The organism is uncultured Roseovarius sp., assembly GCF_947259555.1.
GTDB lineage: Bacteria > Pseudomonadota > Alphaproteobacteria > Rhodobacterales > Rhodobacteraceae > Roseovarius.
In genome coordinates this window covers 1-15,252 of record NZ_CAMYMD010000040.1, presented here as the reverse complement: position 1 = coordinate 15,252, position 15,252 = coordinate 1, and the positions used below count along the sequence as shown (strand labels likewise).

The window sequence follows — 15,252 nt, the reverse complement described above, 5'->3', positions numbered from 1 at the left end:
GCGGCCTTCGCGCACCTCGCGGATGCGCGGCACCCCGTCGGCCATCGCCCGCACGCCGCCATTGGTGGCGTCGATCGTCGGGCGCAGGGCGGCGTCGCTGGCAATCGTGCGCTCGAACTCGACCGGGGCCGCGGGGCCAAGGCCGATGACGGCGCTCTCCTCGCCGTTCTCCAGCCGGTAGAGCCCGATCTCGGGGCCGTCATAGAGCGTCTCGAACCGCCCCGGTGAGACCTCTTCGAGTTCGCGCTCGACCACCTCGCCCGAGGGCGTGGTGATCGTGACCGGCCCGACCTCATCCGAGAGCGACCGGCGGATGACGCGCATCTGTTGTCCTGTCGCTTCGGCCGAGAGCGCCTCTTCCTCCAGTTCCGGTTCCTTCATCATCCAATGCGCCAGACGGCGCAGCAATTCGAGTTGCGGCCCGCCGCCCTCGAACCCGCGCCCCCAAAGCCAGGCGTGATCCGACGCCAGGAGCGCCACGCGCCCCTCGCCGACGCGGTCGAGCATCAGGAGCGGACGGTCGCCCGCGCCGGACATGACCACGTCGCCGCCCGTCGGCGCCACCTCGATCTGGCGCATCCACCGGCCCCATTCGGCGCCAAAGGCGCGCTTCAGACCGGCGGTCACCGGGTGACGCTCGCCCAGGTCGGTGACGTCGGGGCGATAGCCTTCTTCGACCACCCGCGCGGTGGGGCGGGCGGGCACCAGCTCTTCGAAGGGGCCGCGATAGATGCTCTCGGCCCCGGCAAAATCCGGGCCGGCCGCGAGCAGCACCGCGCCGCCCTTTTCGACATATTGCCGGATGTTTTCGAGGTAGATCGAGGGCAGGATACCGCGACGGCGATAGCGGTCAAAGATGATCAGGTCGAAATCATCGACCTTTTCCAGAAACAACTCGCGCGTCGGAAAGGCGATGAGCGACAGCTCCCGCACCGGCACGCCGTCCTGCTTCTCGGGCGGGCGCAGGATCGTGAAATGCACCAGATCGACCGAGCTGTCGGATTTCAGCAGGTTGCGCCATGTGCGCGTGCCGGGATGCGGCTGACCCGAGACCAGCAGCACGCTCAGCCGGTCGCGCACGCCGTTGATCTGCACCAGCGCGGTATTGTTGCGGTCGGTGAGTTCGCCCGTCGCCATCGGCGTGGAGAATTGCAGCACGTTGCGCCCGCCATGCGGCAGGGTGAGGGGCAGGGTCATCTCCTCGCCCAGCGGCACCGAAAAGCGGCGCGGTTCATCCCCGTCGATGGAAATGTCGAGCGGCACTTCGTCCACGCCGTCGGGGGCCGCGCCGTCATCCTCGATGGTCAGGGTGAGCTGCACTTCCTCATCCAGAATGGCAAAGGCGGGGGCGTTGTCGACGCGCAGGCGCCGGTCCCAGTCGCCCTCGCGCCCGCTATGCAGAAGATGCAGCGGCGCGGGCATGTCCGGCGCGCGGTCGGCGTCGTGAATGCGCCCGTCCGAGAGCATGATCACCCCGGCGATGCGGCCGCGCGGCTCTTCGGCCATGGCCTGTGCGAGGGCTGTCATCGCCAGCGTGCCGCCGTTCTCGGGCGCGTCGGGCACCGGCACGCGCCGCACCTCGGTATTGTCGCGCGCCTCGAGCCGGGCGGCGAGCGCATCGGCGGTCGATTGCGTCATCGTCTCGCGCTCGCCAAGCCCCTGACTGGCGCTTTTATCCTCGACCAGCAGCACGATATCGCTGAGCGGTGCGCGATCCTCTTGCTGATAGGCGGGGCCAAGCAGCGCGCCGAGCACGACCAGCCCGGCCAGTGCGCGGAACGCCCAGCCCGACAGACCCCGCAAGAGTGCGAGGGACAGCCCTGCCGCCACCAGCAGCGCAAGCGCGGCAATCAGCCAGATCGGCAGGAGTGGATCAAAAATCACGCTGCCCGTCATTGGCCCAACCTGTCGAGAAGCGCGGGCACATGGACCTGATCGGATTTGTAATTGCCGGTCAGCACATGCATCACAAGGTTGACGCCGAAGCGGTAGCTGAGTTCGCGCTGCCGCTCTCCGGCATAGCCGCGCCCGACCGGAAACAGCGGATCGCCACGCTCGTTCACCGCCCAGGCCGAGGCCCAGTCATTGCCGCCGATCACCACCGGCGTCACCCCGTCATTGAGATTGCGAAACGGCATGCCCTCGATGCGTTCGGCATCGGGGGGGGCGGCCTCGACCCAGACCGCCCGCCCGGCATGACGACCGGGGAAATCGGTCAGCAGGTAGAAGGTGCGGGTCAGCACGTGATCCTCCGGCACCGGCTCCAGCGGCGGAATATCCAGCGGGGCGGCCAGACGTTGCAGCCTTGCGCCATTGGGGGAAGACGCGCCAAAGCCTGCCACATCGGCGTCGCGGGTGTCGAAGACGATCATGCCGCCGCTGCGCAGGTAATCGTTAAGCTTCACATAGGCCTCGGCCGACGGGGTGGGCTGATCGGGGGTGATTGGCCAGTAGAGGATCGGGTAGAACGCCAGCTCATCGGTTTCGAGATTGACGCTGATCGGGGGATCAGGCTCGATCGAGGTGCGGAAGGTGAGCATCCGCCCCAGACCCCGCAGCCCGGCGCGCGCGGCGTCGTCCACGTCAGAATTGCCGGTGATCACATGGGCCAGCACCACCTCGGACGTCGCTTGAATCGCGCGGGCATCGTTTGTCTGCGTCTGCGCCTGTTGCGGTGCACCGAGGCTGAGCGTGACCAGAAGCATCGCCGCTGCCCGTGCGGGCCAGAGCCGCCCCGACAGCGCCAGCGAGGCGAGGATATCGGCCGTCAGCAGCACCAGCGCCGCAGCCAGCAGCCAGCCGCCAAGCGGCATCTCGGGCGCGCGGGCCAGCCCCTCGACGGGGACGCGCGCGGGCCATGTCATCGGGGTGAGGGTCGCCTCCTGCGTCATCACGTTGCGTGCCATTCGCCGTTCCGGGCCATCGTAGAGCCCCGGCAGGAGATCCGGGCCAAGCGATGCCTCAAGTACATCCTCGCCCGCCACGCCGGGCCGCGTGCCTGCATCACCCAACCGCCCGAACCCGTCCAGCACCTCGACCGGCTGCCATGTGGTGCCCTCCAGTTCCGCCATGTCCGGCGGGGCCATGGCCGAGGAGACCGCCAGCCGCTCCAGCATCTGCACGAAGAGGCCCGAGAGCGGCAGGGAGGACCATTCGGCATTGGCGGTGACGTGAAAGAGCACGACCTGCCCGGCGCCGATGCGCTTGCGCGTGACCAGCGGTGTGCCGTCGGTCAGCTGCGCGATCACCCGGTCGGCCAGCGTCGGGTCGGGCTGCGCCATGACCTGCGCGCTGACCGTCACATCGCCGGGGATATCGAGCCCCTGAAACGGGCTGCCATCGGGGAAGGGGGCGAGCGATTTGGGCTCTCCCCAGCTCATCGCACCGCCCACCGTGCGCCCGCCTGCGCGCAGGCGCACCGGCATCAGCGGGGCCTCTTCGCTGCGCGACACGTCGCTTGCGGCGACGCGCGGCCCGGCAAAGCGCAGGAGCAGCCCGCCCTTTTCGGCCCATTCGAGCAAGGCCGCCTGCTCGGCCCCCGACAGCGTCGCCACATCGGCCAGCACGATCACATCGGGGTTGGCGGGCAGGACATCCATCAGCGCACCGTCCAGCAGGTCGGCGGTCGGCGCCAGTGCTTGTTCGAGGTAATGCAGCGGCGACAAAAGCTCTAACCCCTCGCGATCCTCGCGCCCGGCAATCAGCGCCACCTCGCGCCGTTTCAGCCCGTCATCGGTGAGGGTCACGGCCCCGGCCTGCGTCTCTCCGGCGATCTCGAACCGGGTGACGCGGGCGCGCAGCTCGGGTGGCAGCGAGAGCGCGCCGGTGGCCTCGGTCGCCTCGTCCTCGAACGTCATCGGCAGGCTCGCCAGCACGCGCGGGATGCCTGCGGGGTCGAGGCCATGAGCATTGACGGTGATCTCGCGCGTGCCGCCGGGTGCGGCGCGCAGTGCGGTCAGGTCGACCAGCCCGTCGGACAGTTGCGCGGGGCGCAGGGCCATCACCGAGCGCGCGCTTTCATGCACCGTGACCGGGCCACGCGCCTCGAGTGCCTCGAGCAGCGCGTCGCGCCCGTCATGCGCCAGCCCGTCCGAGAACCAGCGCGTCTCGAACCCGTCCTCGCCGAGCATCTCTGCTGCCGCCTCCAGCGTCTCGGGCGTGGGGGCCCAGGGCGCGGGAGTCAGCCCCGGCAAGCCGCTGCGCCAGGTCTCGGCGGCGCGAAAGACTGGTGCTTCGGGGTCGCTCAACTCCATGATCGCGGCGGCGCGCCCGGCGCGGCCGGCCTCGGCCAGGAGGCCGTCCATCACCGCCACCTGCGCGTTCCAGTCCCGCGCATTGGCCCAGCTTGCATCGGTCACGATCAGCAGCGGCAGGCGGCTTGCCGCCTCGCCGTCCGCGCGCGGGTTGAGCACCGGGCCCGCCAGCCCCACGATCACCGCCGCGACGGCCAGCATCCGAAGGAGCAACAGCCACCACGGCGTGCGATCCGTCACCGTATCGTCATCGGTCAGCCCCAGAAGCAGCGCCACGCCGGGGAACCGCCGCCGAATGGGCGCAGGCGGCACGGCGCGCAGGATAATCCACAGGATGGGCAGCGCGGCGAGCGCCAGCAACAACCATGGTGCTGCGAAACCGATAGGTCCAAGCATCATGCGCTCGCCCCCTTGTCGATCGCGCGATAGAGCCACAGGAGCGCCGATTGCGCCGACTCGCCGGTGTGGTGCAGACCGTGCCGCCAGCCGGTGGCGGCGCAAAGCGTGGCCAGCTCGGCCTTACGCTCCGCCAGTCGTTCAAGATAGCGGTCGCGCAGGTCCCCCGCCTTCAGCGTCTCATGCGCCAGCGTGCCGCCCATGCTCTCAAATATGGTGCGGCCGCGATAGGGAAACGCCTCTTCCGCCGGGTCGAGCACCTGATAGACGACGCCGCGCACGCCGCGATCCGCCGCCTTGGTCAGCGCCGCGCGCAGACCTGTCAGGTCGCCCATGAAATCCGAGATCAGGAGCGCCCGGCCATGCGGCACGAGCCCCGCCATGTCGGGGCTTGCGTAGTCGTCGTCGCTGTCGAGCGTGAGCGCCTGTGTCAGTCGGGCCAGCTGTGCCTGCCCGCGTCGGGGGGGCAGGGCGGTGCCGGTCATTCCCACTCGTTCGCCGCCGCGCAGCAGCAGCACCGAGATTGCCAGCGCCAGAAGGCGCGCGCGATCTGCCTTGTCGGGCAGGCCCTTGTCCGAGGAAAACCGCATCGAGGCGGCGGGATCGACCCAGAGCATCACGCTTTGGGCGATCTGCCATTCGCGTTGCCGCACGAATTGCGCGTCCGACCGGGCCGAGCGGCGCCAGTCGATCATCCGGCGGCTGTCGCCCTGCTGCACCGGGCGGTATTGCCAGAAATCGTCACCTTGCCCCGCCCGCCTGCGGCCATGCTCGCCCAGAAGGACGGTGCCCGCCAGATGCTCGGCCCGCGCCAGAAGCGGTGGCAGGCGCGCGGCCTCGGCCTCGGCGCGGGGGCGCAGGGTATGGACGGTCTCTTCCATGTCAGGCGGCGGCCTGAACCTGTGTCACGTCCTCGACCATGCGCGCGATCAATGCGTTCAGGCTGTCGCCCCGCGCCCGCGCGGCAAAATTGAGCGCCATGCGATGCCCCAGAACCGGCTGTGCCATCGCCGCCACGTCGCTGGCGTCGGGGGCGAGACGCCCCTGCAACATCGCGCGTGCCCGCACCGTGAGCATCAGCGCCTGGGCGGCGCGCGGGCCAGGGCCCCAGGCGACGCTCTCGCGCACCCGGTCATCGGCGCTCGCATCCTCGGGGCGACAGGCGCGCACGAGATCGAGAATGACCTCCATCACCTTTTCGCCCACCGGCATGCGGCGCAGCATCTGTTGCGCCTCGATCAATTCTTTGGGGGTAAAGACGCCATGCGCCTTTTCTTCCTCGGCCCCGGTGGTGGCCAGCAGGATCGCGCGCTCGGTGTCGCGGTCCGGATAGGGCACCTCGATCTGCACGAGAAAACGGTCAAGCTGCGCCTCGGGCAGGGGATATGTGCCCTCTTGCTCGATCGGGTTCTGGGTGGCGAGCACGTGGAAGGGCGGGGCGAGGGCGCGGTTCTGGCCCGCGACCGTGACCTGCCGCTCCTGCATCGCCTGCAACAGCGCCGATTGGGTGCGCGGGCTGGCGCGGTTGATCTCGTCGGCCATCAGAAGCTGGCAAAAGATCGGGCCCTCGATGAACTTGAACGCGCGCTTGCCATCCTCAGAGGTCTCCAGCACCTCGCTGCCGAGAATGTCGGCGGGCATGAGATCGGGCGTGAACTGCACGCGGTTGGTATTGAGGCCCATCACCGTGCCCAATGTCTCGACCAGCCGGGTCTTGCCCAGACCGGGCAAGCCGATGAGCAAGCCGTGCCCGCCGCACAGAAGCGCAGAAAGCGACAGGTCGACGACCCGCTCCTGCCCGATGAAGCGCCGCGTGATCGAGGCGCGGGCCTGCGCCAATTTGCCTTCCAGCGCTTCGAGACCGGCGAGAAGATCGGGGTCATCGGTCATGGCAAAACTCCTGTGAGACCTATATCCTAGGTCTAGAGTGTATCGCGCAAGACAGAAATGGCAAAAGCAATGAGCACAGAATCTCTCACAACACCGTCAGCCGAAGGTATCGCCGCCTCTGCCCGTGCCGTTCGACAACAGGGGCGGGCATTGCCGCCCGTGCATGAGTGGAATCCGCCATTTTGTGGCGACCTGGACATGCGCATTGCCCGTGATGGCACGTGGTTCTATCTGGGTACGCCGATCGGGCGGCCTGAATTGGTGCGGCTGTTCTCGACGATCCTGCGGCGTGACGGGGATGATTATTTTTTGGTCACACCGGTTGAAAAGGTCGGAATCACGGTCGACGACGCGCCCTTTGTCGCAGTGGATTTTGAGGCACACGAGGCCGGAAAGGGCCAATCCCTGCGGTTCGAGACCAATGTCGGCGACCATGTGACCGCCGGTCCCGAACATCCGATTCGCGTAACCCGCGACCCCGAGACGGGCGAGCCGTCGCCTTATGTGCTGGTGCGGGCCAATCTTGAGGCGCTGATTGACCGCAAGAGCTTTTACCGGCTGGTGGAGATCGGCGCCCGTCGGGATGGCTGGTTTGGCCTGTGGTCGGGCGGGGAATTTTTCGGGATCATTCCGGAAGACGAATTGCCCTGAGCTTTGCGCCGCAGGCCGGCGAGGCTGGTGTCGGCTCTTTGACCGGGGAGTGTGCCGCGCATTTTCCCCCTTGGTACGGGACATTCGGTAATCGGTCTTCTCGATTTCATGGTAGATCGTTCCAGTGGCGGACGGTCCGCCCGTTATCAGTGAGAGAGGAACGATCATGTTGCAGGAATTCAAGGATTTCATCGCCAAGGGCAATGTCATGGACATGGCTGTGGGTATCATCATCGGCGCGGCGTTTACCGCGATTGTCGGCTCGCTCGTGGCTGACCTTGTTAACCCGATCATCAGCCTGTTTATGGGCGGAATCGACTTTTCAGGTCTCTATGTCCTGCTCGGCTCGGGCGAATTTACCTCGATCGCCGCTGCCGAAGAGGCCGGTGCGGCCGTGTTTGCCTATGGTCGTTTCATCATGGCCGTGATCAACTTTTTGATCATCGCATGGGTGGTGTTCCTGCTTGTGAAGGCGGTGAACCGGGCCAAGGACGCGGCTCAAGAGCCTGAACCCGAAGTTGCCGAAGCCGATCCCGGCCCATCAGAGCTCGACATCCTGATGGAAATTCGCGACGCGCTCAAGAAGTGACATGCTACATTGGCGCGTGCTCTTGGAAACGCTGTCGTTCATTGTTTTTGCGCAATTTCGAACCGAAAAAGTCTATCAACTTTTTCTGAAATTGCTTTAGCTGGACGACTTTTCCATCACGCGCCATGTCAGCTCTGCCTCGGACTGGCCAGAGAAATCCTCTGCCAAGGCGCGCATCCTGTCGTGATGGGGGGACTTGATGCAGACTGGATCGGTCGCCGCCGGATCGCCTGCGATGGCCATGGCCTGACAGCGGCAGCCGCCGAAATCAATCGTCTTGCGCTCGCAAGAGCGACAGGGCTCTTGCATCCAGTCGGTGCCGCGAAAGGCGTTGAACGCGGCGCCGTCGTGCCAAATCTCGGCCAGAGGCCGGTCTCGGACATTGTCGAAACTGAGCGTCTTGATGGTCTGCGCGGCATGGCAGGGCAGGACCAGACCGTCGGGGGCCACATTGAGGCCGGTCGAGGCCCAGCCGCCCATGCAGGTCTTGGGATAATCGGCGTGATAGTCGGCGGGCACATAGTCGATCACCAGCCGCCCCTTGAGGGCCGCGCGCGCCTCGGCGACGATGCGGCTCGCCTCGCGGGCCTGTGCGCGGTCTGGCATGAGCGCGCCACGGTTGAGCATGGCCCAGCCGTGGAATTGCACGGTCGCCACCTCGATCCGGCGCGCGCCCATCTCCTGCGCCAGCTCAATCGCGCGGGGCAGTTGGTGCATGTTGCCGCGATGCATGACGAAATTGAGGGTGAGCGGAAAGCCGATGGCGGCGATCCATTTGGACACCTGCATCTTGCGGTCATATCCGCCCTTGTAGCCGCCGATCCGGTCGGCCATCTCGGCGTCGGTGCCTTGCAGGGAAAGCTGGATATGGTCGAGACCGGCGGCGTCGAGCGCGGCCAGGCGTTTTTCGGTCAGGCCGATGCCGGAGGTGATGAGATTGGTATAGAGCCCGGCGTCACGTGCGGCGGTCACCAGCTCTTCGAGATCGCGGCGCGAGGCGGGCTCGCCCCCCGACAGGTGGAGTTGCAGCACGCCGAGATCGGCGGCTTGTTGAAAGACAGAGACCCAATCTTCGGTGCGCAACTCGGTCTCTCGCGCGGTCAGCTCGATCGGGTTCGAGCAATAGGGGCACGATAGCGGGCAGCGGTGGGTCAGTTCGGCCAGCATGGCGATGGGGGGATTGGCCATGGTCAACTCACCTCCAGAAAGCGGCGCTCGGCGAGGCCGTCGAGAAATTCGGCGCTATCGCGTGTCACATCCTCCAGCGGTGCGTTGAATGTATCCGCCAGATCGCCTGCGATTTGGCCGAGGCTCGATGCGCCATCCACACGGCTGAGAATCGCGTGACCGACAGGATCAAGCCGAACGGCGCGTTCCGGCGCCAGAAGCACCCAATCCTCTCGCACGCGGTCATAATGCAGGCGCACGCCACGGGGCAAGTGAGGGATCTCTTCTGGTGTCATGCCGCGCCCTTGGCCAGCATCCCCTCGCCGGGTTGCCATGCGCCGGGTGGGATGCGGGCGGGGTCCACATAGGCAGAATAGAGCGCGTCCAGCTGGGACCAGAGCACATCGGTCTTGAAGACCAGCGCGGCGGCGGCGGCATCCTGTTTTTCCGCCGTGTCGGCATGATCGAGCACCCATTTGAGACCGAAGGCCACGTCTTTGGGGGCCTCTTTCAGGCGGTTGCGGAAATAGGCGAGGCTGCTGTCATCGGCAAAGGCGTAATTGGCCAAGAGCCCCTCGATGCGCTCGGCGTGGATCTTGGGCGCAAAAAGCTCGGTGAGCGAGGCGGCGACCGCCTCGAGCAGAGGCTTGTCCCGCACAAAGGCCACATAGGCATCCACGGCAAAGCGGGTGGCAGGCAGCACGCCTTGGGCGGAGGCCACGTAATCAGGATCGAGCCCCACCGCCTGGGCAAGACGGAGCCAGCGGCGAATCCCGCCTTCGTTGTCGGCGGTGCCGTCGTGGTCCTCGATTCGCGACCGCCAGATGCGGCGCAGGTCGGCATCCTCGACGCGGCTGAGAAAGGCGGCATCCTTCATCGGGATGCGGGATTGGTAATAGTAGCGGTTGATGACCCAGGCGCGGACCTGATCCGGGGTGCATTGCCCGCCATGCAGCAGATGATGAAACGGGTGGCGGTCATGATACCGATCCGCGCCGATCTGGCGCAGGCGGGCTTCAAATGCGTCGCGGGATGCGGTCATACTGTGATCTCCATTCCGTCCTGTCCGATGGTCCAACCGGCCGATTCGGCCTCGGCGCGCTCGGGTGAGGCGGGACGCAGGACGGGGTTCGAGTTGTTCATGTGGATATAGATTTTGCGGCCGATTCCGAGATCTTGCAGGGCGGAAATCGAGCCGTCTCGCCCGCTCATCGAGATATGGCCCATGCGCCGACCGGTCTTGTGGCTGAGCCCCATCGCCAGCATCTCGTCATCGCGCCAGAGCGTGCCATCGAAAAACACCATATCGGCCCCGCGCAGGCGGCGCGCCAGCCGATCCGTGACTGCGGCGCAGCCGGGGATGTAATAGATGTCACGCCCGCCGGCCTGCAAATGCACGCCGGTGGTTTGTTCACCTTCGAGATCTGTCTGCACGGTCTCACCCTCCATATAGAGTGGCACCTTGCCGGGCACGGAAAAGAGCGTCGCGGTGAGGTCCGGGAGCAGGGTCACGGGCTCATCGAGCGCGATGGGCACGCGCGGGACATGCTCGGGATTTACGGCCTGCATCAAGGGGTTGGCCGCCAGAACCTCGTGAATTTCACCTGTCGCATAGAGCGAAAAAGGCTGACCCTCACGCAAGCTCAGGAGGCCCGCGACATGGTCTATGTCCCCATTTGTCAAAAGCACGCCCGCGATCGGGGTATCGCGCAGGCTGCGCGGATGAAGACCGGGATTGGCGGAAATTTGCGTGCGAATGTCCGGGGATGCGTTGAGTATCACCCACGACGTCCCGTCCATTGTGACGGCGAGTGAGGATTGCGTCGATGATGGGATCTGGCCGGTTCGGGCGAGATTGCAATTCTCACAGCCACAGTTCCACTGCGGCAAGCCACCTCCGGCCGCAGCGCCCAGTATCAGAGCCTTGAACACCTGATTACCTCGCTACGGCCGGAAAGGTATTTTAGAACAGTACGCCGTCGCCTTCTTCAGCGGGGCCATACATATTGATTTCCATTCCGCAGTTCAGTTCGCGCAGAATCGGTTTGGTCCATGCCATAGTCTATCCTCCTCATAGAGATGTGCAGATGCCTAGAGTAGATATTTCGAATGCTCACATGTCAACTTTGCCATGGTCGTAGATCTCTACGACTTTAGTGTAAGGCCGGGCGGAAGGGGTTGTGTCCCGGTCGGCACCTGAGTGAGACTGCATCCATGATGTGCATGCGGTGACCGGGGTCGCCCTGATGCAGGAGAATGGACATGATCGAATTGTTGTTCGTGGCCTGTCTGGCGCACCAACCCGAGATTTGTGAGGAACGCGCCTTTCAGTACACCGACCGAAGCGCACGCGGCTGCATGGCCGAGGCGATACCGGAGTTGAGCAAATGGGCGGCAATACATCCGCGATGGCGCATCTCGCGTTGGTCGTGTCAGCCCCTTGGCGGGGCGAGGACACGGGCATGATGGCGCGTTTTGCGGCGATTTTGGTCGGTCTGTGCCTGGTCTCGGGCCCGGCGATGTCGGGCGAGGCGCACAAGGGGTACGATCTGATCTTTCGCGGCGGCACGCTAAGCGATTTCGCACCGGGCGATGCGCTGCATTATGCGAGCCGGACCGAGAACGAGGCGGCAGCGCCCGAGGCGAGCGCGAACGAAACCTATGCGCTCACGTTGGAAGAGGGTGGCAAGGTGCGCCTCATGCGGCTGCTTGACGAGGGCGAACAGCCCGTCGCGGGCTTTGATGCGAGCGTCGGCAATCCGATGGCGATGTTCTTTCTGGAGCGGCTGGTGCGCGATCTGGCGGATGCGACCGGCGGCAGCACCTTCTACATTCGCAACCGGCTCAAGGAATCGCTGCTGGAACCAGAGACGATTCGCGACACGGAGATCACTTGGGCCGGGGTCAGTCATCCGGCGCAGGCGGTGGTTCTGGCGCCGTTCGTCGGCGATGAGCATGCCGCCCGGCTTGGGCCATTTGCAGAGTTGCGGGTGGTGTTCGATCTGTCCTCGTCGGTGCCCGGCTGGTATCATATGATGCGCGCCGAGACGCCCGAGCGCGCGGGTGCGTCGCGGTTTTTCCAATCCACATTGCGATTGAAGGAGCCTGTGAAATGATGCGTCGGACACTCGCGCTGCTGCTCTGCGTTGGTCTGCCCCATGCGGTGGGTGCACAGAGCCTCAGCGAGCAACTCAACGATTATCCGACCGAGGCGCGGGCCGATTACGTGTTTGGCTGCATGGCGGTCAACGGCAACACGCGCGACATGCTGCGGCGGTGTTCATGCTCCATCGACGAGATCGCGGCGATCCTGCCTTACGAGGACTATGTTGCAGCCGAAACCGTTCTGGCATTGCGGCAGGGCAGCGGCGAGCGGATGTCCATGTTCAAGGCGGGACCGGTGAGCGAGGGGATCGTTGCCCACCTGCGCCGTGCGCAGGCCGAGGCGGAAATCGTCTGCTTCAACTGAGCGGGCGCGTGCTCAGGAGGCGCTGTCCTTGGGCAAAACCTGCTCGAACACGTTGCCATCTGTATCTTCGGCGCGGATGCGCAGATCCGGGGCGCCGTTGTCGGTGTAGCTGAAGCGAAATACCGGATCTTCGGAAATCGAGATGCCGCCGGTCAGGCTGAACAGCACGTCATCCCCCTGCCAGACAGTGAGATCCTGAATGAAATGGGCGGGCACGAAAAGCTGGGTGATCTGGTCGCGTTGCAGGCCAGAATAATTCGGGTGGCGGATCATCAGTTGGGCATCGCGGCGCACCCCCGCCTGCACCGGGGCGCTGTCGAAATGGCGCAGGCGCATCTCTCCCATATGGGCCAAGGCCACCTCGGGGTCGCGGGTGGCGGGCGCGGCGCATCCGCCTGACGCCTTGACGAAACGGCCGTCGATATAGCTGGCGTTCTGTGTCTCGGCGACGACCCGCAGGTTGGAATACGAATTCACCCGCACCCGTGTCTCGAAATTGAGCGGCGCCATGGCGGGGCCAAATTCGATCTCCGCCGCGAGGGGGGCGGGGTTTTCGTCGACCACGAGTTTGAGGGTCCGAATCGGTCCTGCGCTCTGATCGGTCTGTGTGATTACCACCGGGACCGTCGCCGCATCATGGGCGCGATACGGCGCCTCGACCGAAAAGATCGAGCCGGGCGTCACCGCCTTGTTGTCATTCAGAATGTCAGAGCGGAGATAATCCCACGTCTCGCCCTCCTGAAGCGGATTGCGGGGCGCTTCGGCCTGCGCAGAGGTGCCAAGCGCAAGGCTGAGGCAAAGAGCGGTCAGGGCAAGTCTGGTCATCGGGGCCTCCGGATCGGCGTACTGGCACCAAAGGATAGTACCACGGAATAGCCGTAGCCGGTATCAATCTTTGGTAGCAGACGCGTGAGGGCCGTGAGATGTTCGAGATCGTTCTGAGCCTTTGCATGGTCGGTCAGCCTGACCTGTGCGAGACTAGGCTTTTGCCGACGGCGGCGCAGACCTGCGCCGACGCGATGGCGCGCGTCGAGATGATCGAGCCCGATTGGGGGGCAGATCTGGTGGCGGATGGCTACGACTGCGTTGCGCGGCCGCAAACAGCTCTGACCTTTGATGAAATAGCGCCCGGCCTCTACGTGCATCATGGGCTGGTTGCGGATGTAGCGCCGGAAAACCTTGGCGATGTTGCCAATATCGGATTCATCGTCGGGGGCGAGAGCGTGGCGGTGATCGACGCGGGCGGCAGCCGTGCAATTGGCGAGGCCGTGTACCTGGCGGTGCGCGCTGTCACCGACAAGCCGATCTCGCATGTCATCCTGACCCATATGCACCCCGATCATGTGATGGGCGCGGACGTGCTGGCGGAAGCGGGGGCGCGTGTGATCGGGCATCGCAAACTGCCGCAGGCGCTGGCCGCAAGGGCCGACACCTATGAGGCCAATTTCGCACGGCTGATCGGACCGGGATTTATCGGGAGCCGGGTGCCGGATGAGGTGGAGGCCATGGAAACGGACCAAGAGATTGATCTGGGGGGACGTGTCCTTGATCTGGTGGCGCGTGAAACGGCGCATAGCGAGAGTGACGTGACGGTGTTTGATCGGCAGACCGCGACCCTCTTTACCGGTGATCTGGTCTTTGACGAGCATAGCCCCGCGCTGGACGGCTCTGTTCTGGGCTGGCTGCGCGTTCTGGATGCGCTGGGCACGCCGGTGCCGTCCCGGATCATTCCGGGGCATGGCGGGCCGGTGCTGGACTGGCCCGACGGCGTGGCTGATCTGCGCCGCTACCTTGAGGTGCTGCGCGACGAGACACGCGCCGCAGTGGCGGACGGTCTGCGACTGGGCGAGGCCATCGACAGTGTCGGGCAGAGTGAAGCCGCCCGCTGGACGCTCTTTGATCTCTTTCACCAGCGTAACGTGACGGCGGCGTTTACTGAGCTGGAATGGGAATAGCGGCGTCTAGTCGGTGACCCGCGCCGACAGGATCTGTGCCAGTGAATAGAGGCGCTTTTCCAGCAGCACGGGCGTCTCGCACGCATAGGTCAGCGAGCGGCGGCGGTCATCAAAGACGCGCTCGCGCCAGTCGAGGTCCTCTTCCAGCGCGTCGATCCGGTCGAAATCGGGGGTATCCGCCTGCAACAACTGGTTGATCTCGGAGCGAATCGAGTCGATCTCCTCGGCCATCCTCGCCTGATTGCGCGCGTAGCGCGTGATGCCGGCCATGATGACGCCGCGCCGCTGGTTGAGGGTCTCGAACACATCCGTGAAAATCGCGGTGTACTCCGCCTGGTCCAACTCGGAAGACGCAGCGTCGACAGCTGATTCGGCCTCCTCCAGTGTGATTCGCCGCAGCGCCAGCAACTCCGCCAACCGGTCCGCCTCGTCCGAGAGCGCGTTTGCTGCGGCCTGATTCACAGGCGGATGCGGCCACATCACCGCCGCAGAGAGGCTATCGACACGGCGCTGAATGCAGGGCCAGTCGGGATCATTTGATCCGGCTGCGTGAAGCGGATTAAAGCATGTAAAAACAAGGGCTAAGGCGGAAATTGCTACTCTCATCTCATCCTCTACGACTAAGGTCTTACTGAGTTATGGAGCAATCTTGGCACATATTGTTACAGGAAGAAACAGGCGGGTTTCGGGGGCGATTTATGCCCCAGAATCGCCAAAAAGTTGTATCGTGACGATACAAACGGAGGACAGACTTTATGCGAACACGTGCTGCTGTTGCAGTTGAGGCGGGCCGTCCGCTTGAGATCATGGATGTGAACCTTGAGGGTCCGAAGGCGGGCGAGGTTCTGGTCGAGGTCAAGGCGACGGGGCTGTGTCACACGG

Annotated in this window: 16 protein-coding genes and 1 pseudogene; 6 read left to right on the top strand and 11 right to left on the bottom strand. The window is 65.1% G+C overall.

Going from position 1 to position 15,252, the window contains the following annotated elements:
• The 4 genes from Q0X85_RS07415 to Q0X85_RS07400 all read right to left on the bottom strand — a co-directional run.
• A partial coding sequence (locus Q0X85_RS07415) for a hypothetical protein (protein ID WP_297771001.1) occupies window positions 1-1,896 on the bottom strand: 1,896 nt, incomplete at its 3' end.
• A complete protein-coding gene (locus tag Q0X85_RS07410) occupies window positions 1,893-4,652 on the bottom strand; it encodes a DUF4159 domain-containing protein (protein WP_297770999.1) in 2,760 nt (919 codons plus the stop codon). The genes Q0X85_RS07410 and Q0X85_RS07415, both read right to left, overlap by 4 nt.
• Window positions 4,649-5,530, bottom strand: coding sequence for a DUF58 domain-containing protein (locus Q0X85_RS07405; RefSeq protein WP_297770997.1), 882 nt, complete (start codon window positions 5,528-5,530; stop codon window positions 4,649-4,651). The genes Q0X85_RS07410 and Q0X85_RS07405 overlap by 4 nt, the downstream gene beginning before the upstream one ends.
• Window position 5,531: 1 nt before the next feature.
• Window positions 5,532-6,539, bottom strand: a complete 1,008-nt coding sequence (locus tag Q0X85_RS07400; RefSeq protein WP_297770995.1) for a MoxR family ATPase — start codon at window positions 6,537-6,539, stop codon at window positions 5,532-5,534.
• Window positions 6,540-6,608: 69 nt separating this feature from the next.
• Here Q0X85_RS07400 and Q0X85_RS07395 point away from each other — a divergent pair, with 69 nt between their 5' ends.
• Both Q0X85_RS07395 and mscL read left to right on the top strand, forming a co-directional pair.
• A complete protein-coding gene (locus Q0X85_RS07395; protein ID WP_297770994.1) occupies window positions 6,609-7,190 on the top strand; it encodes a DUF1285 domain-containing protein in 582 nt (193 codons plus the stop codon).
• Between the two features lie 166 nt (window positions 7,191-7,356).
• Window positions 7,357-7,779 carry a large conductance mechanosensitive channel protein MscL gene (gene mscL, locus Q0X85_RS07390; protein WP_297770992.1) on the top strand — a complete coding sequence of 141 codons (423 nt, stop codon included), beginning with the start codon at window positions 7,357-7,359 and terminating at the stop codon, window positions 7,777-7,779.
• Window positions 7,780-7,875: 96 nt separating this feature from the next.
• Here mscL and pqqE read toward each other — a convergent pair whose 3' ends face one another.
• From pqqE to pqqA, 5 genes are read right to left on the bottom strand one after another with little or no spacing between them, the layout of a single operon-like run.
• Complete coding sequence (gene pqqE / locus Q0X85_RS07385) at window positions 7,876-8,967, bottom strand: pyrroloquinoline quinone biosynthesis protein PqqE (RefSeq protein ID WP_297770990.1); 1,092 nt, start codon at window positions 8,965-8,967, stop codon at window positions 7,876-7,878.
• 2 nt (window positions 8,968-8,969) lie between these two features.
• Window positions 8,970-9,242: a pyrroloquinoline quinone biosynthesis peptide chaperone PqqD gene (pqqD, locus tag Q0X85_RS07380; protein WP_297770988.1), complete on the bottom strand. Its 273-nt coding sequence runs from the start codon at window positions 9,240-9,242 to the stop codon at window positions 8,970-8,972.
• Complete coding sequence (gene pqqC / locus Q0X85_RS07375; RefSeq protein ID WP_297770986.1) at window positions 9,239-9,988, bottom strand: pyrroloquinoline-quinone synthase PqqC; 750 nt, start codon at window positions 9,986-9,988, stop codon at window positions 9,239-9,241. Before pqqC ends, pqqD begins: the two co-directional genes overlap by 4 nt.
• Window positions 9,985-10,878, bottom strand: coding sequence for a pyrroloquinoline quinone biosynthesis protein PqqB (gene pqqB / locus Q0X85_RS07370; RefSeq protein WP_297770984.1), 894 nt, complete (start codon window positions 10,876-10,878; stop codon window positions 9,985-9,987). Before pqqB ends, pqqC begins: the two co-directional genes overlap by 4 nt.
• A 31-nt stretch (window positions 10,879-10,909) precedes the next feature.
• Window positions 10,910-11,005, bottom strand: a complete 96-nt coding sequence (gene pqqA / locus Q0X85_RS07365) for a pyrroloquinoline quinone precursor peptide PqqA (protein WP_297770982.1) — start codon at window positions 11,003-11,005, stop codon at window positions 10,910-10,912.
• Between the two features lie 328 nt (window positions 11,006-11,333).
• Here pqqA and Q0X85_RS07360 point away from each other — a divergent pair, with 328 nt between their 5' ends.
• Window positions 11,334-12,062 carry a hypothetical protein gene (locus Q0X85_RS07360; RefSeq protein WP_297770980.1) on the top strand — a complete coding sequence of 243 codons (729 nt, stop codon included), beginning with the start codon at window positions 11,334-11,336 and terminating at the stop codon, window positions 12,060-12,062.
• Window positions 12,059-12,415: a hypothetical protein gene (locus Q0X85_RS07355; protein ID WP_297770978.1), complete on the top strand. Its 357-nt coding sequence runs from the start codon at window positions 12,059-12,061 to the stop codon at window positions 12,413-12,415. The genes Q0X85_RS07360 and Q0X85_RS07355 overlap by 4 nt, the downstream gene beginning before the upstream one ends.
• Before the next feature lie 12 nt (window positions 12,416-12,427).
• On the opposite strand, the gene Q0X85_RS07350 is transcribed toward Q0X85_RS07355, so the two are convergent.
• Window positions 12,428-13,240 carry a quinoprotein dehydrogenase-associated SoxYZ-like carrier gene (locus Q0X85_RS07350; protein WP_297770976.1) on the bottom strand — a complete coding sequence of 271 codons (813 nt, stop codon included), beginning with the start codon at window positions 13,238-13,240 and terminating at the stop codon, window positions 12,428-12,430.
• A gap of 98 nt (window positions 13,241-13,338) precedes the next feature.
• On the opposite strand from Q0X85_RS07350, the gene Q0X85_RS07345 reads away from it, so the two are divergent.
• Window positions 13,339-14,370: a quinoprotein relay system zinc metallohydrolase 2 gene (locus tag Q0X85_RS07345; protein WP_297770974.1), complete on the top strand. Its 1,032-nt coding sequence runs from the start codon at window positions 13,339-13,341 to the stop codon at window positions 14,368-14,370.
• Window positions 14,371-14,376: 6 nt separating this feature from the next.
• Here the strand turns inward: Q0X85_RS07345 and Q0X85_RS07340 are convergent, their stop codons facing one another.
• A complete protein-coding gene (locus Q0X85_RS07340; protein WP_297770973.1) occupies window positions 14,377-14,850 on the bottom strand; it encodes a hypothetical protein in 474 nt (157 codons plus the stop codon).
• A gap of 275 nt (window positions 14,851-15,125) precedes the next feature.
• Here Q0X85_RS07340 and Q0X85_RS07335 point away from each other — a divergent pair.
• Window positions 15,126-15,252 (top strand): annotated as a pseudogene (locus Q0X85_RS07335) (S-(hydroxymethyl)glutathione dehydrogenase); the annotation flags it as partial.